Origin of the sequence: Microbacterium indicum DSM 19969, assembly GCF_000422385.1 — a bacterium.
Taxonomy (GTDB): Bacteria; Actinomycetota; Actinomycetes; order Actinomycetales; family Microbacteriaceae; genus Microbacterium; species Microbacterium indicum.
Genome location: NZ_AULR01000002.1, coordinates 195,769 through 214,102 on the forward strand (window position 1 = coordinate 195,769; position 18,334 = coordinate 214,102).

The window sequence follows — 18,334 nt, forward strand, 5'->3', positions numbered from 1 at the left end:
CGGACCTGCGCCGCGCGCGGACGCCGTGGTCCGGTGCGCGACGGGACCTACTGTAAGCGCATACATTCAGGAGCGCAAGGCGCTCCGCGGATCCCGCCGGATCAGGGGCAGGTCTCGCGCAGGAGGACCTGCACGGGGAGGAGCGTCGAGCGCGCGGCCGCCGAGCGGTCAGCGATGCGACTCAGGAGCATCTCGATCGCGGCGGGCCCGAGAGCCGACATTGGCTGCCTGATCGTCGTGAGCGCCGGCGAGGAGTACCTGCCGGCAGCGATGCCGTCGAACCCCGTGACGACGCACTCGTCCGGGACCCGGATCCCCGCCTCGCTGAGTGCCTCGAGCGCGCCGAGGGCGCTCTGGTCGTTCGCCGCGATGACGGCGCCCGGCCGAGCGTCGGCGAGGACCGCGCGCGTCGCGGCGTACCCGCCGTCGCTCGTGAAGTCGGCGCGCCGGACGATCAGGTCGGGGCGCGACCCCGCGGCCGCGAGGAAGCCCGAGCGGCGGTCCTCGGCATCGGGCGAGGCCTCGGGCCCGTCGAGGTAGAGGATCGGGCCCGCGCGGCGGGCGCCGATGACCCGGGCCGTGAGGGCCGCCATGCCCCCGGCGTTGTCGACGGCGACGCGATCGAGGTGCGGGGCGCGCGCGCCGCCCGCGAGGAGGACGACGGGCACGCGGCGCGCCGCGAACTCGATGAGCTCGTCGGGCACCGAGCTCGCGACGACCGCCAGGCCGTCGACGCGCCCCGTTAGGTCGCTCATCGCCGCCTCGCGCGTGCGACCTGATCCCGACGAGACGAGGAGCGCGCGGCCCGCGCGCGACGCGGCGGCTTCGAAGCCGTGCAGCAGCTCGTCGTAGTAGAGGCGGAAGAGCGAGCCGCGGCGGCCCTCCGCCATGCCGTCGACGAAGGCGATGCCCCCGGCGGCCGACGCCTCGTCGGCGTCGCGGTCGTCGCGTTCGTCGTGTTCGGGGAGCAGGAGGCCCACGACCCCCGTGCGGCTCCCCGCGAGACCGCGGGCGCTGGCGCTCGGCACGTATCCCAGCTCGCGCACCGACGACATCACGCGTTCGCGGGTCGACTCCCGGACGGAGCCGGGGTGCGAGAACACGCGGGAGACGGTGGCGATCGAGACTCCCGCGTGGTCTGCGACGTCATAGACCGTGGGCGACTTCTCTGCCACGTGGGATCCCTCCTGCGCGCCCGGATCGGGCATGCGGGAACGGTATCACCGGGCCGTTGTCGCGGCCCCCGGGCGGCCCTCGTCTGCCGACGGCGAACACGCGCTGAGGCGCCGAACCCCGCCGGTAATGTCGTAGCCAACGCCACACCGAATGGAGTGAAAATGCCGGAACCCGTGATGGCACAGAACGTCTTCGACCAGCTGCTCAAGGACCGCATCATCTGGCTCGGAGAGGACGTCCGCGACGACAACGCGAACGAGATCTGCGCGAAGATGCTCCTCCTCGCCGCCGAGGACCCGAAGAAGGACATCTACCTCTACATCAACTCGCCCGGCGGATCGGTCACGGCCGGCATGGCGATCTACGACACGATGCAGTTCATCCCGAACGACGTCGTGACGGTCGGCATCGGAATGGCCGCGTCGATGGGCCAGCTGCTCCTCACGAGCGGCACGAAGGGCAAGCGCTACATCACGCCCAACGCCCGCGTCCTCCTGCACCAGCCCTCGGGCGGCTTCGGCGGCACGGCCGCCGACATCCAGACCCAGGCGGAGCTCATCATCTCGATGAAGAACCGCCTCGCCGCGATCACGGCGTCGCAGACGGGCAAGACCGTCGAGCAGATCAACGAAGACGGCGACCGCGACCACTGGTTCACCGCCGAGGAGGCCCTCGAGTACGGCTTCGTCGACGCGATCCGCGAGAGCGCGACCGACGTGTCGGGCGGCGGCGGAACCGACCGCTCGGCCAACTGAGAGAACCCGGAGGACAACGATGCTCAGCCCCTATTCCGCCACCCCGCAGGGTCTCCAGGTTCCCTCGAGCCGCTACGTTCTGCCGCAGTTCGAGGAGCGCACGGCCTACGGCTTCAAGCGCCAGGACCCGTACAACAAGCTCTTCGAGGACCGCGTGATCTTCCTCGGCGTGCAGGTCGACGACGCGTCGGCCGACGACGTCATGGCGCAGCTCCTCGTGCTCGAGAGCCAGGATCCCGACCGCGACATCATCATGTACATCAACTCGCCCGGCGGCTCGTTCACGGCCATGACGGCGATCTACGACACGATGCAGTACATCTCGCCCGAGATCCAGACGGTCGTGCTCGGCCAGGCAGCCTCTGCCGCCTCGGTGCTCCTTGCGGCCGGCGCGCCCGGCAAGCGCCTCGCGCTGCCGAACGCCCGCGTGCTCATGCACCAGCCCGCCGTCGGCCAGGCCGGCCAGGGCCAGGCCTCCGACATCGAGATCCAGGCCGCCGAGATCCAGCGCATGCGCCTCTGGCTCGAGGAGACCATGTCGAAGCACACGGGCCGCTCGGTCGAGCAGGTCCACAAGGACATCGACCGCGACAACATCATCGGCGCGCAGCAGGCCGTCGAGTACGGCATCGTCGACCAGGTGCTGACGTCGCGCAAGCGCGGTTCCATCGCCGCGAGCTGACGCCCGACTCTGACGCGCCCCGACCGGAATCCTCGGTCGGGGCGCGTCAGTGCGTTCCGATGTCGCAGGATCGCATTAGCCTGGGACGACAGCGACCAGACCTTCGGATGGAGTGATCGCATGGCCCGAATCGGCGAGAGCGCCGACCTGTTCAAGTGCTCGTTCTGCGGCAAGAGCCAGAAGCAGGTGCAGCAGCTGATCGCAGGCCCCGGCGTGTACATCTGCGACGAGTGCGTCGAGCTGTGCAACGAGATCATCGAGGAGCGCATGGCCGAGTCCGGCGCGTCCGGCGAGGTCCGCGAGCTCGAGCTGCCCAAGCCGCGCGAGATCTCGGCCTTCCTCGACGAGTTCGTGATCGGCCAGGACGACGCGAAGCGCTCGCTCGCGGTCGCGGTCTACAACCACTACAAGCGCGTCCGCGCGAAGGGCGAGCTCAAGATCGCCGACGAGAAGGCCGACGAGGTCGAGATCGCCAAGAGCAACATCCTCATGCTCGGCCCGACGGGCTCGGGCAAGACCTACCTCGCCCAGACCCTCGCGAAGCGCCTCAACGTGCCGTTCGCCGTCGCCGACGCCACCGCTCTGACCGAGGCGGGCTACGTCGGAGAGGACGTCGAGAACATCCTCCTCAAGCTCCTCCAGGCGGCCGACTACGACGTCGCGCGCGCCGAGCAGGGCATCATCTACATCGACGAGGTCGACAAGATCGCGCGCAAGGCCGAGAACCCCTCGATCACGCGCGACGTGTCGGGCGAGGGCGTGCAGCAGGCGCTGCTCAAGATCCTCGAGGGCACGACGGCGCAGGTGCCGCCGCAGGGCGGCCGCAAGCACCCGCACCAGGAGTTCATCTCGATCGACACGACGAACGTCCTGTTCATCGTCGCGGGCGCGTTCGCCGGCCTCGAGGACATCGTTTCGTCGCGTGTGGGCCGCGCGGGGGTCGGCTTCGGCGCGCCTCTGCAGTCGAAGCGCGAGAACGAGAACTTCTTCAGCGAGGTCCTCCCGGAGGATCTGCACAAGTTCGGCCTGATCCCCGAGTTCATCGGCCGCCTCCCCGTCATCGCGGCGGTCGAGCCGCTCGACCAGGGCGCGCTGATCGACATCCTCACGGTGCCGCGCAACGCGCTCGTCAAGCAGTACCAGCGCATGTTCGAGATCGACGGCGTCGAGCTCGACTTCGACGACGAGGCCCTCGCGGCGATCGCCGACCTCGCCGTCGCCCGCAAGACGGGCGCGCGCGGGCTCCGGGCGATCCTCGAGGACGTGCTCGGGCCGATCATGTTCGAGATCCCCTCGAACGACGACGTCGCGAAGGTCGTCGTGACCCGCGCGGCCGTTGTCGACGGGGCCGCCCCCACGGTCCTGCTGCGCGAGCGCCGCAAGACCGCGTAGGGCGCTCTCCTACAACAGGCCGCGGCGCTCGAGCAGCGGCTCGATGACGGCATCGCGGCCGCGGAAGTCGCGGTAGGCCTCGAGAGGGTCCTTCGATCCGCCGACGCCCAGCAGGCGCTCGCGGAACCGGTCGCCGTTCGCCCGCGTGGGGCCGCCGTTCTCCGCGAACCACGCGACGGTGTCGGCGTCGAGCACCTCGCTCCAGATGTAGGCGTAGTACCCGGCCGAGTAGCCGCCGGCGAAGATGTGCTGGAAGTAGGTCGACGAATAGCGCGTCGGCACGGCGGGCTCGTCGAGGCCGATCTCGGCGAGCGCCGCGGCCTCGAAAGCCTCGACGTCGGTGACGGCCGCCGCCTGGTCGGCCGAGAGCGAGTGCCAGGCCTGGTCGAGCCAGGCCGCCGCGAGGTACTCGCTCGTGGCCTGCCCCTCGCCGAACGGCCCCATCCCGGTGAGGCGGGCGATGACCTCGGGCGACAGGGCCTCGCCCGTCTCGACGTGCCGCGCGTAGTTCGGCAGGACTTCGGGATGCATCGCCCACATCTCGTTGACCTGGCTCGGGAACTCGACGAAGTCGCGGCCGACGGCCGTGCCGGCGAAGAACGGGTAGGTCACGGTCGCGAAGAGCCCGTGCAGGGCGTGGCCGAACTCGTGGAAGAGCGTCTCGACCTCGTCGATCGTGAGGAGCGCCGGTTCGCCGCCCGTCGGCTTCGGGACGTTGAGGTTGTTGATCACGACGGGGCGCGTCCCGCGGATCGCCGACTGGGAGACGATCGAGTTCATCCACGCGCCGCCGCGCTTCGTGTCGCGGGTGAAGAGGTCGAGCACGTAGAGCCCCAGCGGGGATCCGTCCTCGTTCGTCACGTCGAAGAAGCGGACGTCGGGGTGGTAGCCCACGAGGTCGTCGCGCTCGGCGAAGCCGAGGCCGTAGACGAGGCCCGCGGCGAAGAAGACCCCGTCGCGCAGGACGCGCTGGGCTTCGAACCACGGGCGGAGGGCCGCCGCGTCGACGTCGAAGCGGTCGGCGCGGAGCTTCTCGGTGAAGTACGCCCAGTCGCTCGCCGTGACGGCGCGGCCCGCGAGGGCCTCGAGGTCGGCCTTCTCCGCTTGCGCGTTGCGGGCCGCGGGCGCGGCGAGGGTCCGTAGGCGCTCGTGGATCGCCGCCCGCGTCTTCGCGGTCTCGCCCGCCGCGATGAGGTCGGCGTGGGATCCGAAGCCCAGGAGGGCCGCGCGTTCGGCGCGCAGACGCACCATCTCGAGCAGGGTCTCGCGGTTGTCGGACGCGTTGCCGCGTGAGCCACGGGCGCGCGACGCGGCCATGATCCGGGCGCGCGCGTCGGCGTCCTCGATCGACGCGAGCAGCGGGTGCCCGGTGAAGAGCGGCAGCGTGATGAGATACCCGTCGGCGCCACGCGCCGAAGCGGCCTCCCGCGCCGCCGACAGCTCGCCCGAGGAGAGGCCGCGCAGCTCCTCCGCCGTGTCGAAGAGCACCGCGAGGTCGTTGGTGTCGGCGAGCAGGTTCTTCTGGAACCGGGTCGTGAGATCGGCGAGGCGTCCGTTGATCTCGGTGAGGCGCCGCTTCGCCTGGGGCTCGAGGGCCGCGCCCGCGCGGGTCATCTGCTCGTGCCAGCGCTCGACGAGGCGCCGCTGCTCGGGGGTCAGGTGGAGACCCGCGAGATCCCCGCGCACCGCGGAGATCCGGTCGAAGAGCGCGGAGTCCTGCAGCACGCGGTCCTCGTGCTCGGCGAGAAGCGGCGCGACCCGCTCCTCGATGTCCTGCACGGCGTCGGTCGCGTGCGCGGAGCTCACGGTGAAGAACGCGGCCGAGACGCGCTCGAGCAGCTCGCCGCAGCGCTCGAGTGCCTCGAGCGTGTTCTCGAAGGTCGCGGGGGCGGGGTTCGCGGCGATGGCGGCGATCTGGGCCTCGCGCTCCGCGATGCCGCGCTCGAACGCGGGCAGATAGTGCTCGTCGCGGATCGCGCCGTAGTCGGGAAGGGCGTAGGGCAGCTCGCTGGGCGCGAGCAGGGGGTTGGCGTCGCTCATCCGGCCAGCCTAGGGGCCGCCGATACGCTGGGTTGATGAGCGCAGCGCCCCGGATCCGCACCTTCCACGACGGCGACGAGGAAGCGGTCGTCGGGCTCTGGGAGCGCGCGGGGCTCACCCGCCCGTGGAACGATCCGCGCAAGGACATCGCCCGCTTCCGCGCGGTGTGGCCCGATCTGCTCCTCGTCGCAGATCTCGGCGGCGCCGTGGTCGGAGCGGTCATGGCCGGGTACGACGGACACCGCGGGTGGCTTAACTACCTGGCCGCCGACCCGGATCGGCAGGGCGAGGGGATCGGGTCGGCTCTCGTCAGGGAGGCCGAGCGCCGCCTCGAGGCGATCGGGTGCCCCAAGGTCCAGCTGCTCGTGCGCCCGGAGAACGCGGGCGTCTTCGCGTTCTACGACGCGATCGGGTACGAGCGCGCCGAGATCGGGTTCGCGGGCAGGCGGCTCATCGCCGACTGACGCGGCGGGAAGTGCATGCACGTCGCATCCCTGCCTTCACTTTGCGGAAGAAGTGTAAGTAAGATCGTCGCGTGCTGACAGATCCGGTGATCGCGATCCCGCCGCTGGCGACGGCGGCCCACGCGTGGCGCCCCCGCGTCCCCGAGATCTTCTCCGGCGCCGAGGTCCGCCGCCAGACGGGGGCATACGCGTCGGCCGTGCCGGCGCCGATCGCGGCCTGGTCCCCGGCGATCGCCGGGGCCGACCTCGCCGACGTCGAGGAGGCGGTCGTCGCCCTCGCCGAGTTCGACGCCCATGCCCTCCTCAGCCTCGGATCCGACAGCGTCGTGCTCGGCCCCATGGCGTCGGTCCTGCTGCGCACCGAGAGCGCATCGAGCAGCCAGATCGAGCAGCTGACGACGTCGGCCGGCCAGCTCGCCCTCGCCGAGATCGACGAGGGCGGAACCGCGAACGCCGCGACCGTGATCGGCAACGTCCGGGCCATGGAAGCGGCGCTCGCCCTCGCGGACCGGGTCGACGAGGGGGCGATCCTCGCGATGCACCGCGAGCTGCTGCGCGATCAGCCCGGCATGGAGGACGAGGCGGGGCGGTACCGCGGCGAGCTCGTGTGGATCGGCGGGCGCGACGGCGCCGGGCCGCGCGGCGCCGACTACATCGCTCCGCAGCCCGAGCTCGTCCCGGGCGCGGTCGCCGACCTCGTCGCCTTCGTGCGCCGCGACGACCTGCCGGTGCTCGTCCAGGCGGCCGTCGCACACGCGCAGTTCGAGACGATCCACCCGTTCGTCGATGGCAACGGCAGGACGGGACGCGCGCTCGTCCAGGCGATCCTCCGCGGCAAGGGGATCGTGCGGCACGCGACGGTCCCGATCTCGGCGGGGCTGCTCACGGACGTGGGCTCGTACTTCCGCGCCCTCGAGGCCTTCCGCCGCGGGGACGCGGGACCCGTGGTGCGGCGCTTCGCCGACGCCGCGCGCTACGCGTCGTTCACGGGCCGACGGCTTGTCGACGACCTCGCGGCCGAACTCGACGCGGCGCGCGAGAAGCTGCGCGGCGTGCGCCCGCAGGCGACGGCGTGGCGGATCCTGCCGCACCTCATCGCCCAGCCGGTCGTCAACACGCGGCACCTCGCGGGGGTGTTCGGGCTCCCCGACGTCACGGTGATCCGCGCGCTCGACGTGCTCGTGGACCGCGGCGTCCTGACGGAGCGCACGGGGCGGGCGCGGCACCGGGTCTGGCAGAACGCGGGCGTGCTCCGGGTGCTCGACGAGTACGCGAAGGAGATCCGCCGGCGCCCCGGCCGCTGAGCGCGGCTGCCGCCCCTCGCGAGTGCCCTACCGCCCCGCGAGTGCACTCGCAAGGCGGTGAGGCACTCGCGGACGTCAGAAGCGCTCGGTCGCGACCGATCCGTCGGCCTGGAGCGACAGCTCCCACCCGGCGTCGAGCTCGGCGATCGGGCGCCCCTCGAGCCACGTGAGGGTCCAGTGTCCCGCGGCGCCGCTCGCCTCGACTTCGGCGACGGCGGCGCGGAGCGCCTCGGGGACCGAGCGGGGCGGCTCGGATCCCGAGGCCCAGCGCGTGCCGAGCTGCATCAGGCCTCGTCCTCGGGGGCGAGCTCGATCGACGCGACCGCGAACTCGGGGCCCTCGGTGAGCACGAGCTCGTCGATGCGGCCGACGTCGGTGAGGTCGCTCTTCGCGAGAGCGATTAGCGCGATCTGGTCGGCGGGCGCCTGGATCTCGGCGCGCGCGACCTGCTTCTTCATCGACGCCTTCGCCTCGGTCTTCGCCCGGCGCACGCCGATCAGCGCGTCGCTCAGGGTGGCCAGGACGGCGGGGTCGCCGGCGGGCGCCGAGGCGACGGGCCATGCGGCCTGGTGGACGGAGCCCTCCTCGAACCAGCTCCACGCCTCCTCGGCCGCGAACGACACGACGGGGGCGAGGAGGCGGAGGAGCGTTGACAGCGCCGTCCGGAGGGCGACGGCAGCCGAGGCGCCGGCGGCGCCGCCGTTGTAGGCGCGCTCCTTGACGAGCTCGAGGTAGTCGTCGCAGAAGGTCCAGAAGAACGACTCCGACACCTCGAGCGCCTTGGCGTGGTCGAAGGCGTCGAGCGCCTCGGTCGCCTGGGCGACGACGCGGTCGAGCGCCGCGAGCATCGAGAGGTCGAGGGGCTCGGTGACCTCGGCGCCCTCCGGCGCCTCGAAGCCGAGCACGAACTTGGCGGCGTTGAGGACCTTGATCGCGAGGCGGCGGCCGATCTTGATCTGCGTCGGGTTCTGCGGGTCGAACGCGGCGTCGGTTCCGAGGCGGCTCGAGGCGGCCCAGTAGCGGACGGCGTCGGAGCCGTGCTTGTCGAGGATGTCGGCGGGCGTCACGACGTTGCCCTTCGACTTCGACATCTTCTTGCGGTCGGGGTCGACGATGAAGCCCGAGATCGAGGCGTGCCGCCATGCCGTGCGGTCGTCCTCGAGGGCGCTGCGCAGCAGCGTCGAGAACAGCCAGGTGCGGATGATGTCCTGGCCCTGGGGGCGCACGTCGAAGGGGGCCACGAGGTCCCACAGCTCCTCGTCGCGCTGCCAGCCGCCCGCGAGCTGCGGGGTCAGCGACGAGGTCGCCCACGTGTCGAACACGTCGGTCTCAGCCTCGAAGCCGCCGGCCTGACCGCGCTGCGACGCGTCGTATCCCGCGGGGACGTCGGTCAACGGGTCGATCGGGAGCGACGCGGCGTCGGGCGTCAGAACCGTCGCGTAGTCGCGCTCGCCGTTCTCGTCGAGGGCGTACCAGACGGGGATCGGCACGCCGAAGAAGCGCTGGCGCGAGACGAGCCAGTCGCCCGTGAGGCCGTTGACCCAGTTCTCGAAGCGCACGCGCATGAACTCGGGGTGCCACTCGATCTCGTTTCCGAGCGACAGCAGCTTGGCGCGGAGGTCCTCGCTGCGGGCGCCGTTGCGGAGGTACCACTGGCGCGTCGAGACGATCTCGAGCGGGCGATCGCCCTTCTCGAAGAACTTCACGGGGTGGTTGAACGGCTTGCCGACGTTCAGCAGCTCGCCCGTCTCCTCGAGCAGCTCGACGACGCGCTTCTGCGCGCTGAAGACCGTCTTGCCCGCGAGCTCGGCGTAGGCCGCGACGCCCGCCTCGGTCGTGATCGCCTCGGGAGCGTCGGGCAGGACGCGGCCGTCCTTGCCGATGATGGTGCGGTTCGGCAGATCGAGCTCGCGCCACCAGATCACGTCGGTCACGTCGCCGAAGGTGCAGATCATGGCGATGCCCGAGCCCTTGTCGGGCTGGGCGAGCTTGTGTGCGAGGACGGGCACCTCGGCGCCGAAGAGCGGCGTCGTCACGGTCGTGCCGAAGGACGGCTGGTAGCGCTCGTCGTCCGGGTGCGCGACGAGGGCGACGCAGGCCGCGAGAAGCTCGGGGCGGGTCGTCTCGATCTCGATGTCGCCGGATCCGTCGCTCTTGTGGAACGCGAGGCGGTGGTAGGCGCCGGGACGCTCGCGGTCCTCGAGCTCGGCCTGGGCGATCGCCGAGCGGAAGTCGATGTCCCACAGCGTCGGCGCGAGGTCCTGGTATGCCTCGCCGCGCTCGAGGTTGCGCAGGAACGCGAGCTGCGACGTGCGGATCGTGTCGTCGGAGATCGTGCGGTAGGTCTGGTTCCAGTCGACCGAGAGGCCCAGCTGGCGCCAGAGATCCTCGAAGGTCTTCTCGTCCTCGACCGTGAGCTTCTCGCAGAGCTCGATGAAGTTGCGGCGGCTGACGGGGATCTGGTCGGCGGCCTTGATGTTCTTGGTCGTGCCCTCGAATGGCGGCACGAATTCGGCGTCGTACGGAAGCGACGGGTCGCAGCGCACGCCGTAGTAGTTCTGCACGCGGCGCTCGGTCGGCAGGCCGTTGTCGTCCCACCCGATCGGGTAGAAGACCGTCTTGCCGCGCATGCGCTCGAAGCGCGCCTTCACGTCGGTGTGGGTGTAGCTGAACACGTGGCCGATGTGGAGGGATCCCGACGCGGTCGGCGGGGGAGTGTCGACCGAGTAGACGCCGGCGCGGCCGACCTCGGCGGCCTTCGCGCGGTCGAACAGGTAGGTGCCCTGCTGCTCCCAGCGCTCACCCCACTTCGCTTCGAGTCCCTCGAGCTTGGGCTTGTCGGGGATGGACGCCATGGCGGACTCCTTGCGATGTGAGCGGCACGGTGTGTGCGTGCCAGATGTGGTGGGTCCCGCCCATTCTACGGGGCGGGCGCCCGCGCGGACGACTCGCCTTCCCGCACACGGATCCCCGGCGTGCGTGTGCGGGAAGGCGAGATCTCCGAGGTTGTGCGGAGAGGGCGTAGGCCCGTCCACAGGCCGGATCCGGGGGAGTTGTCCACGGATCCGCCCGGCCGCGGATCCGGCGTGCCAGTGTGCCGCCATGGACCTGATCGGCCGCGTGGCGGCGAACGGCGGCGTGATGCGCACCGATGCGCTCCGATCCGCCGCGGGCGGGAGCCGGCACGCGATCGATCGGGCGGTGCGCGCGGGCGCGCTCGTGCGGCCGTCGCGCGGTTGGATCGCCGTGCCGTACGCGGATCCGATTCTGTTCGCGGCGGCGGAGGTGGGCGTCGTCGTCAGCTGCGTCACCCGCGCCGCGCGCCTCGGGCTCTGGGACGTGCACGACCCGCATCACCACGTGGCCGCCGACGCCGCCCGGGCGCTGCGCCGCCCCACCTCGGCGCGCGTCCACTGGGCGCGGCCGCTCGTGCCTCGACATCCGGGCAGCCTCGAGGACGGCATCGAGAACGTGCTCGCGCTCGTCGCGGACTGCCAGCCGTACGAACAGGCGATCGCGATCTGGGAGTCGGCGTTCCGGAAGGAGCTCGTGTCCCCGGATCAGCTCGCGCTCCTTCCCTTCGGGCCCAACGCGCGACGCATGCTCGCCGACGCGATGCCGTTCTCGGACTCCGGCCTCGAGAGCATCTGCTACCACCGGCTCCTCTGGCTCAACATCCCGATGGAGCGCCAGGTCTGGATCCTCGGGCGCCGCCGCGACCTCAAGATCGGCGCGCGCCTGATCGTCGAGATCGACGGCGGGCACCACGTCGACGCGCAGCGCCTCGCCGACAACGAGCACGACGCGCAGCTGCGCCTCGCGGGCTACCACGTGATCCGCGTCGGCTATCGGCAGATCTTCGACGACTGGCCGACCGTGCAGGCCTTGATCACCGGGGCGATCGCGCGCGGGCTGCACCTCGACAGGCGCCCATGACGCGCAGCCGCACAGATCTCGCCTTCCCGCACACGGTTCCGCGGCCTGCGTGTGCGGGAAGGCGAGATCTCCGAGCTCAGGCTCGGCGGGCGACGAGGGACGACTCGCGGCGCCGCGCGCGCCGCGTCGCGTAGTCGACGACCGCGAGCCCCCTGGCCCGGAGCTCGGCGGTCAGCCGCCCGAGACTGCGATGGATGCCCGTCGCCACGGCATGGTCGTAGGGCGCTCCGTCGTCGCCTTCGAACCAGCCCACGAGCATCGATCCGCCGGGCTCCAGCACCCGGGTGAGTTCGTCGAGAGCCGGGCCCGGATCGGGGGAATGGATGAGGGAGAACCACGCGAGGACCCCGCCGAACGACGAGTCCGGGAAGGGCATCCGCGCCATGTCGCCGGCGACGAACGCGGGGCGCGGGAACCGCGCGAGGGCCGACGCGACGAACTCCGCCGAGAGGTCGACGCCGACCACTTCGTGGCAGGATCCCATCTCCGCGGCCCAGTGCCCCGGGCCGCACCCCGCATCGAGGATCGGGCCGGAGGCTCTCGCGGACCATCCGAGGATCCGGTCGCGGTCGTCCTGCGGGAGGAGGTCGACGTCGCCGAGAAGCTCGATGTACTCCGCGGATCGCGCGTCGTACGCGGTTCCGACGTCTCCCATGCGCCGAGGCTATCGGCCTCCCGCACAGACCTCGCCTTCCCGCACACGGATCCCCCGCATGCGTGTGCGGGAAGGCGAGATCTCCGAGGTTGTGCGGCGGGACGAGGAGAGGGATCCCCGCGGCCGCGCGCGTCGCGTAGAATCGAGGCACACGCACCGATCCGGCCATCACCGGGGAGCTCGCGGAAGAACGGGGGTCCGCCCCTCAGTAGAACCGCGCGGGGCAGGCCCGTCACAGCCGCAGTGAGAGAGGCGCCGCCGAGGCGCACGCGGGGTGGTACCGCGGCCGGAGCTCGCACAGGCGAGAACGGGTCGTCCTCGCAGTCCGACACCACGGAACTGCTGGAGTGAGATGACCTACCCGAAGAGCTCGTTCGGCCCCGCCGCCGACGCCGTCACGCCCTCGCCGCGCTTCCCCGAGATCGAGCAGGAGATCCTCGACTTCTGGAAGCAGGACGACACCTTCCGCGCGTCGATCGAGCAGCGCGAGGGCGCCGACGAGTGGGTCTTCTACGACGGCCCTCCCTTCGCCAACGGCCTTCCGCACTACGGCCACCTCCTCACGGGCTACGCGAAGGACCTGTTCCCGCGCTTCCACACCATGAAGGGCCAGAAGGTCGACCGCGTCTTCGGCTGGGACACCCACGGGCTCCCCGCCGAGCTCGAGGCGATGAAGCAGCTCGGGATCACCGAGAAGAGCGAGATCCTCGACATGGGGATCGACACCTTCAACGCGAAGGCGCGCGAGTCCGTCCTGCGGTACACCGAGGAGTGGAAGAGCTACGTCACGCGCCAGGCGCGGTGGGTCGACTTCGACGGCGGCTACAAGACGCTCGACACCTCGTACATGGAGAGCGTGCTCTGGGCCTTCAAGACGCTCTACGACAAGGGACTCGCCTACGAGGGATACCGGGTGCTGCCGTACTGCTGGCGCGACCAGACCCCGCTGTCGAACCACGAGCTGCGGATGGACGACGACGTCTACCAGATGCGCCAGGATCCGTCGGTGACGGTGAGCTTCCCCTTCACGGGCGAAAAGGCCGAGCATCTCGGTCTCGCAGGCGTCGCGGCGCTCGCGTGGACGACGACCCCCTGGACCCTCCCCAGCAACTCGTCGCTCGCCGTCGGCCCCGACATCGTCTACGTCGTCCTCCCTGCTCCCGCCGCGAAGGAGGGCCTCGCGGCCCGTCGCGTCCTGCTCGCCGAGGCGCTGCTGCCCGGCTACGCGAAGGACCTCGGCTACGAGTCGCCGGAGGACGCGGCGGCGGCCGTCGAGAAGCGCCTCACGGGATCCGAGCTCGGCGGCGCGCGCTTCGAGCCGCTCTTCGACTACTTCGCCGACGTCGAGAAGTGGGGCATGGAGAACGCGTGGCAGGTCCTCGTCGACGACTACGTCACGACGAACGACGGCACGGGCCTCGTCCACCAGGCCCCCGCGTACGGCGAGGACGACAAGCGCCTGAACGACGCCGCGGGGATCCCGACGATCCTGTCGCTCGGCGACGACGGCCGCTACCTCTCGATCGTCCCCGACTTCGAGGGCGTGCTCTGGCAGGACGCCCAGATGGACATCGTCCGCAAGCTGCGCGGCGAGGGCCGGCTCCTGCGCCTGCAGTCGTACGAGCACAGCTACCCGCACTGCTGGCGGTGCCGGAACCCCCTGATCTACAAGGCCGTCTCGAGCTGGTTCGTCCGCGTCACCGACTTCAAGGACGACATGCTCGCGAACAACGAGCAGATCACCTGGGCGCCCGAGAACGTCAAGCACGGCCAGTTCGGCAAGTGGCTCGAGGGCGCGCGCGACTGGTCGATCAGCCGCAACCGCTTCTGGGGATCCCCGATCCCGATCTGGAAGTCGGACGACCCCAACCACCCGCGCATCGACGCGTACGGCTCGCTCGCCGACCTCGAGCGCGACTTCGGCGAGCTGCCGCGCAACGAGCAGGGCGAGGTCGACCTGCACCGTCCGTACATCGACGCCCTCACGCGCCCGAACCCCGACGACCCCACGGGAACGTCGACGATGCGCCGCATCGAGGACGTGTTCGACGTCTGGTTCGACTCGGGCTCGATGCCGTACGCCCAGTTCCACTACCCGTTCGAGAACAAGGAGTGGTTCGAGCAGCACTCGCCCGCCGACTTCATCGTCGAGTACATCGGGCAGACGCGCGGCTGGTTCTACCTCATGCACGTGCTGTCGACGGCCCTGTTCGACCGCCCGGCGTTCTCGAAGGTCGCGGCGCACGGCATCGTCCTCGGCAGCGACGGGCAGAAGATGTCGAAGTCGCTGCGCAACTATCCCGACGTGAGCGAGGTCTTCGACCGCGACGGATCCGACGCCATGCGCTGGTTCCTCATGTCGTCGAGCGTGCTGCGCGGCGGCAACCTCATCGTGACCGAGGAGGGGATCCGCTCGGGCGTGCGCGAGTTCCTGCTGCCCCTCTGGAACTCGTGGTACTTCTTCTCGACCTACGCCAACGCCTCGGGCGACGGCTACGAGGCCACCTGGCGCACCGACTCGACCGACGTCCTCGACCGGTACATCCTGACCCTGCTGGGCGACCTCGTCCGCGACGTCGACGCCGACCTCGAGGCGCTCGACTCGACGACCGCGACGGCGCGCCTCCGCGACTTCGCCGAGGTGCTCACGAACTGGTACATCCGCCGTTCGCGCGACCGGTTCTGGGCGGGCGTCGGGGACGACCCGACGAGCCGCGAGGCGTTCGACACGCTCTACACCGTCCTCGAGACCCTGACGCGGGTCGCGGCGCCGTTCCTCCCGCTCGTGTCCGAGCGCGTGTGGCAGGGGCTCACGGGCGGGCGCAGCGTGCACCTCACCGACTGGCCCGACGCCGCCGCCTTCCCGGCCGACGACGAGATCCGCGCCGCGATGGGCGCCGTCCGCGAGGCGTCGAGCGTCGCGAATGCCCTGCGCAAGAAGGAGGGGCTGCGCGTGCGTCTGCCCCTCGCCGGCCTGACCGTCGTGACAGCCGGATCCGCGGGCCTCGCGCAGTTCGAGGACATCCTGCGCGACGAGCTCAACGTCAAGAAGGTCACGCTCGACGAGCTGCACGGCGACACCGCCGAGGCGTACGGGATCTCGCAGCGCCTCACGGTCAACGCCCGCGCCGCCGGGCCTCGGCTCGGCAAGCAGGTGCAGGTCGCGATCAAGGCGTCGAAGACGGGCGACTGGTCGGAGGCAGCCGGAGTCGTCACCGCCGGCGGGCTCGAGCTGCAGGAGGGCGAGTACGAGCTCGCGCTCGACACCTCGTCGCGACCCGCGGGCGAGGCGATCGCGACCCTCCCGAACGGCGGCTTCGTGATCCTCGACACCGTCACGACCCCCGAGCTCGAGGCCGAGGGCCTCGCGCGCGACGTCATCCGCGCCGTGCAGGACACCCGCAAGAACGCCGGCTTCGACGTCAGCGACCGGATCCGCCTGCAGCTGACGTTCGCGTCGGCCGAGGACCAGGCCGCCGTCGAGACGGGCTGGGACGTCGCGGGCGTCGCGGAGGAGACTCTCGCGGCCGAGCACGCGGTGGGCCGGGGCACCGACGGCGCCGAGTACGTCGCGACCGTCGCGGCCGGGACCTACGCCAACGCGGGCGACGTCGAGATCGGCGTCACCCGGATCGGAGAGAGCAAGTGACCTCCGCCGACGCGCAGCGCGCCGACGCCGTCTATGCGAAGCTCCTCGCCCGCGTGGGCGAGGGCTGGGTCGAGCCCCGCCTCGACCGCACGGCGCGCCTCCTCGCCTACCTCGACGACCCGCAGAAGACGTACCGCGTGGTGCACATCACGGGCACGAACGGCAAGACGTCGACCGCCCGCATGATCGAGAGCCTGATCCGGGCCCACGGCCTGCGAACGGGCCTCTTCACGAGCCCGCACCTCGTCCGGTTCACGGAGCGGATCCTCATCGACGGCGAGCCGATCGCCGACGAGGCCGTCGCCGACGCGTGGGACGAGATCGAGCCCTTCCTCGCGCTCGTCGACGCGGAGCTCGAGGCCGACGGCCAGGAGCCGCTGACGTTCTTCGAGCTCATCACGGTCCTCGCGTTCGTCGCCTGCGCCGACGCGCCCGTCGACGTCCTCGTGCTCGAGGTCGGCATGGGCGGGTCCTGGGACGCGACCAACACGGCCGACGGCGACGTGGCGGTCTTCGCGCCGATCGACATCGACCACGCCGCGCGGCTCGGATCCACGAGGGCCGAGATCGCCGAGGTCAAGGCCGGGATCATCAAGCGCGGCGCGAACGTCGTGTCGGCGCACCAGGATCCGGAGGCGGCGTCGGTCCTGCGGCGCGTCGCCGCGGAGCAGGGCGCGAAGATCTCCTTCGAGGGCGACGAGTTCGCGCTCGAGAAGGACACCGTCGCCGTGGGCGGGCAGATGATCACGGTGCGCGGCCTCGCCGGCTCGTACGCCGAGCAGTACCTGCCGCTCTACGGCGCCCACCAGGGCCGCAACGCCGCCCTCGCGATCGCCGCCGTCGAGTCGCTGATCGGCGACGGCGGCCAGATGATCGTCGACGACGTGCTCGAGCAGGGCCTCGCGGAGGCGACCTCGCCGGGCCGCCTGCAGCTCGTCGGCACCGAGCCGACCGTCATCGTCGACGCCGCGCACAACCCGCACGGCGCGGCCGCGCTCGTGACGGCGCTCGAGGACTCGTTCGACTTCGAGGAGTGGGGCGTCGTCTTCGGGGCGATGGGCGACAAGGACATCGCGGGCACGATCGAGGCGCTCCTGCCCGTCACGGCGCACCTGTTCGCGACCGAGGCCGACAGCGAGCGCGCCGCCACGGCCGACGAGATCGCCGACGTCGCCGAGGAGCTCGGCCTGCGACCGACGGTGCATCCGAACATCGCCGACGCCGCCGACGCGGCGCGCGAGTGGGCGAACGAGGGCGAGAAGCGCGCCGTGATCATCGCGGGCTCGATCGTCCTCGGCGGCGAGGCGATCGCGCTCGCCCGCATCGAGGGGTGGAAGGCCGCCCGCATGGAGGACGACGCATGACCGCCGCCGCGGCCGCGCCCCGCCCCCGCCGCTACCGCTCCCTCCCGGAGAAGCTCGGATCCGTGATCCTCGGCTTCGAGTCGATCGTCGTGTTCCTCGTCGGCCTCGTCATCTACGGCCTCAAGGCGCTGCCCGAGCCCATCGCCCCGTGGTGGGGCATCGTCGCCGGCTCGGTGCTGTTCGTCGTGACGATCGCGCTGAGCGGCACGCTCCGGTGGGCGTGGGGCCGGGCCGCCGGGTGGGGGCTGCAGATCCTCATCGCCCTCGGCGCGTTCCTCGTGCCGGGGATCCTCATCGCCGCCCTCGTGTTCGGCGGCATGTACGCCTACGCGATGATCGGCGGTTCCCGCATCGAACGCCGCATGAGCGCCGAGGCCGCGGCGCGCGCGGCGGCCGGCGACCAGGCGCAGCCCTGACGCGCCGGGTAGCGTTACGACCGACCCTCTCCCCGAATCTGGAAGGCAGTTCCATGGCCACCGAAGAGACCCTCGTCCTCGTCAAGCCCGACGGCGTCGCACGCGGCCTGACCGGGCAGATCCTCGCCCGCATCGAGGCGAAGGGGTACGAGCTCGTCGACATCCGCAAGTTCACCCCCTCGCGCGAGCTGCTCGCCGAGCACTACGCCGAGCACGAGGGCAAGCCCTTCTTCGAGCCGCTCGTCGAGTTCATGATGTCGGGCGACGTCGTGGCCGTGAAGGTCGCGGGCAACCGCGTCATCGAGGGCTTCCGCTCGCTCGCGGGCGCGACCGAGCCCACGACGGCGGCCCCCGGCACGATCCGCGGCGACCTCGGGCGCGACTGGGGCCTCAAGGTCCAGCAGAACCTTGTGCACGGATCCGACAGCCCGGAGTCGGCGGCGCGCGAGCTCGGACTCTGGTTCTCCTGAGCCGCTGACATGCAGAAGGCGCCCCGTCGCA

Annotated in this window: 15 protein-coding genes; 10 read left to right on the forward strand and 5 right to left on the reverse strand. The window is 71.2% G+C overall.

Annotation, left to right across the window (positions count from 1 at the left end):
• Positions 1–101: 101 nt before the first annotated feature.
• Positions 102–1,208 carry a LacI family DNA-binding transcriptional regulator gene (locus H576_RS0103555; RefSeq protein ID WP_051172113.1) on the reverse strand — a complete coding sequence of 369 codons (1,107 nt, stop codon included), beginning with the start codon at positions 1,206–1,208 and terminating at the stop codon, positions 102–104.
• A gap of 129 nt (positions 1,209–1,337) precedes the next feature.
• On the opposite strand from H576_RS0103555, the gene H576_RS0103560 reads away from it, so the two are divergent.
• The 3 genes from H576_RS0103560 to clpX all read left to right on the forward strand — a co-directional run bounded on the left by H576_RS0103560 (position 1,338) and on the right by clpX (position 4,005).
• Positions 1,338–1,931 (forward strand): ATP-dependent Clp protease proteolytic subunit, encoded by a 594-nt coding sequence (locus tag H576_RS0103560; RefSeq protein WP_029149795.1) that lies wholly within the window; start codon positions 1,338–1,340, stop codon positions 1,929–1,931.
• A 19-nt stretch (positions 1,932–1,950) separates the two neighbouring features.
• Entirely contained in the window at positions 1,951–2,613 is a 663-nt protein-coding gene (locus tag H576_RS0103565; RefSeq protein ID WP_029149796.1) for an ATP-dependent Clp protease proteolytic subunit, read from the forward strand.
• A gap of 120 nt (positions 2,614–2,733) precedes the next feature.
• Positions 2,734–4,005: an ATP-dependent Clp protease ATP-binding subunit ClpX gene (gene clpX, locus H576_RS0103570; RefSeq protein WP_029149797.1), complete on the forward strand. Its 1,272-nt coding sequence runs from the start codon at positions 2,734–2,736 to the stop codon at positions 4,003–4,005.
• Positions 4,006–4,014: 9 nt separating this feature from the next.
• Here clpX and H576_RS0103575 read toward each other — a convergent pair whose 3' ends face one another.
• Positions 4,015–6,045, reverse strand: a complete 2,031-nt coding sequence (locus H576_RS0103575) for a M3 family metallopeptidase (protein ID WP_029149798.1) — start codon at positions 6,043–6,045, stop codon at positions 4,015–4,017.
• 35 nt (positions 6,046–6,080) lie between these two features.
• On the opposite strand from H576_RS0103575, the gene H576_RS0103580 reads away from it, so the two are divergent.
• Positions 6,081–6,509, forward strand: coding sequence for a GNAT family acetyltransferase (locus H576_RS0103580; protein ID WP_036319100.1), 429 nt, complete (start codon positions 6,081–6,083; stop codon positions 6,507–6,509).
• A gap of 71 nt (positions 6,510–6,580) precedes the next feature.
• Positions 6,581–7,813, forward strand: a complete 1,233-nt coding sequence (locus H576_RS14170) for a Fic family protein (RefSeq protein ID WP_036319103.1) — start codon at positions 6,581–6,583, stop codon at positions 7,811–7,813.
• Positions 7,814–7,888: 75 nt separating this feature from the next.
• Here H576_RS14170 and H576_RS0103590 read toward each other — a convergent pair whose 3' ends face one another.
• Both H576_RS0103590 and valS read right to left on the reverse strand, forming a co-directional pair.
• Complete coding sequence (locus H576_RS0103590; protein ID WP_029149800.1) at positions 7,889–8,098, reverse strand: hypothetical protein; 210 nt, start codon at positions 8,096–8,098, stop codon at positions 7,889–7,891.
• Positions 8,098–10,668, reverse strand: coding sequence for a valine--tRNA ligase (gene valS / locus H576_RS0103595; protein ID WP_029149801.1), 2,571 nt, complete (start codon positions 10,666–10,668; stop codon positions 8,098–8,100). Before valS ends, H576_RS0103590 begins: the two co-directional genes overlap by 1 nt.
• 247 nt (positions 10,669–10,915) lie before the next feature.
• Here valS and H576_RS0103600 point away from each other — a divergent pair, with 247 nt between their 5' ends.
• A complete protein-coding gene (locus H576_RS0103600) occupies positions 10,916–11,749 on the forward strand; it encodes an endonuclease domain-containing protein (RefSeq protein ID WP_029149802.1) in 834 nt (277 codons plus the stop codon).
• 76 nt (positions 11,750–11,825) lie between these two features.
• On the opposite strand, the gene H576_RS0103605 is transcribed toward H576_RS0103600, so the two are convergent.
• Positions 11,826–12,404 carry a class I SAM-dependent methyltransferase gene (locus H576_RS0103605; RefSeq protein ID WP_029149803.1) on the reverse strand — a complete coding sequence of 193 codons (579 nt, stop codon included), beginning with the start codon at positions 12,402–12,404 and terminating at the stop codon, positions 11,826–11,828.
• A 352-nt stretch (positions 12,405–12,756) separates the two neighbouring features.
• On the opposite strand from H576_RS0103605, the gene ileS reads away from it, so the two are divergent.
• From ileS to ndk, 4 genes are read left to right on the forward strand one after another with little or no spacing between them, the layout of a single operon-like run.
• On the forward strand, positions 12,757–16,053 hold the full coding sequence (gene ileS / locus H576_RS0103610; protein ID WP_029149804.1) for an isoleucine--tRNA ligase: 3,297 nt from the start codon (positions 12,757–12,759) through the stop codon (positions 16,051–16,053).
• On the forward strand, positions 16,050–17,417 hold the full coding sequence (locus H576_RS0103615) for a bifunctional folylpolyglutamate synthase/dihydrofolate synthase (protein ID WP_029149805.1): 1,368 nt from the start codon (positions 16,050–16,052) through the stop codon (positions 17,415–17,417). Before ileS ends, H576_RS0103615 begins: the two co-directional genes overlap by 4 nt.
• Positions 17,414–17,833 carry a DUF4233 domain-containing protein gene (locus H576_RS14175; RefSeq protein ID WP_036319108.1) on the forward strand — a complete coding sequence of 140 codons (420 nt, stop codon included), beginning with the start codon at positions 17,414–17,416 and terminating at the stop codon, positions 17,831–17,833. Before H576_RS0103615 ends, H576_RS14175 begins: the two co-directional genes overlap by 4 nt.
• Positions 17,834–17,886: 53 nt before the next feature.
• Positions 17,887–18,303 (forward strand): nucleoside-diphosphate kinase, encoded by a 417-nt coding sequence (gene ndk, locus H576_RS0103625; RefSeq protein WP_029149806.1) that lies wholly within the window; start codon positions 17,887–17,889, stop codon positions 18,301–18,303.
• Positions 18,304–18,334: the final 31 nt, after the last annotated feature.

What these genes read in the sequence shown, in the direction of transcription:
- H576_RS0103555 (WP_051172113.1), bottom strand. Translation starts at nt 1,208, where the DNA reads ATGCCCGATCCGGGCGCGCAGGAGGGATCCCACGTGGCAGAGAAGTCG.
- H576_RS0103560 (WP_029149795.1), top strand. Translation starts at nt 1,338, where the DNA reads ATGCCGGAACCCGTGATGGCACAGAACGTCTTCGACCAGCTGCTCAAG.
- H576_RS0103565 (WP_029149796.1), top strand. Translation starts at nt 1,951, where the DNA reads ATGCTCAGCCCCTATTCCGCCACCCCGCAGGGTCTCCAGGTTCCCTCG.
- clpX (WP_029149797.1), top strand. Translation starts at nt 2,734, where the DNA reads ATGGCCCGAATCGGCGAGAGCGCCGACCTGTTCAAGTGCTCGTTCTGC.
- H576_RS0103575 (WP_029149798.1), bottom strand. Translation starts at nt 6,045, where the DNA reads ATGAGCGACGCCAACCCCCTGCTCGCGCCCAGCGAGCTGCCCTACGCC.
- H576_RS0103580 (WP_036319100.1), top strand. Translation starts at nt 6,081, where the DNA reads ATGAGCGCAGCGCCCCGGATCCGCACCTTCCACGACGGCGACGAGGAA.
- H576_RS0103590 (WP_029149800.1), bottom strand. Translation starts at nt 8,098, where the DNA reads ATGCAGCTCGGCACGCGCTGGGCCTCGGGATCCGAGCCGCCCCGCTCG.
- valS (WP_029149801.1), bottom strand. Translation starts at nt 10,668, where the DNA reads ATGGCGTCCATCCCCGACAAGCCCAAGCTCGAGGGACTCGAAGCGAAG.
- H576_RS0103600 (WP_029149802.1), top strand. Translation starts at nt 10,916, where the DNA reads ATGGACCTGATCGGCCGCGTGGCGGCGAACGGCGGCGTGATGCGCACC.
- H576_RS0103605 (WP_029149803.1), bottom strand. Translation starts at nt 12,404, where the DNA reads ATGGGAGACGTCGGAACCGCGTACGACGCGCGATCCGCGGAGTACATC.
- ileS (WP_029149804.1), top strand. Translation starts at nt 12,757, where the DNA reads ATGACCTACCCGAAGAGCTCGTTCGGCCCCGCCGCCGACGCCGTCACG.
- H576_RS14175 (WP_036319108.1), top strand. Translation starts at nt 17,414, where the DNA reads ATGACCGCCGCCGCGGCCGCGCCCCGCCCCCGCCGCTACCGCTCCCTC.
- ndk (WP_029149806.1), top strand. Translation starts at nt 17,887, where the DNA reads ATGGCCACCGAAGAGACCCTCGTCCTCGTCAAGCCCGACGGCGTCGCA.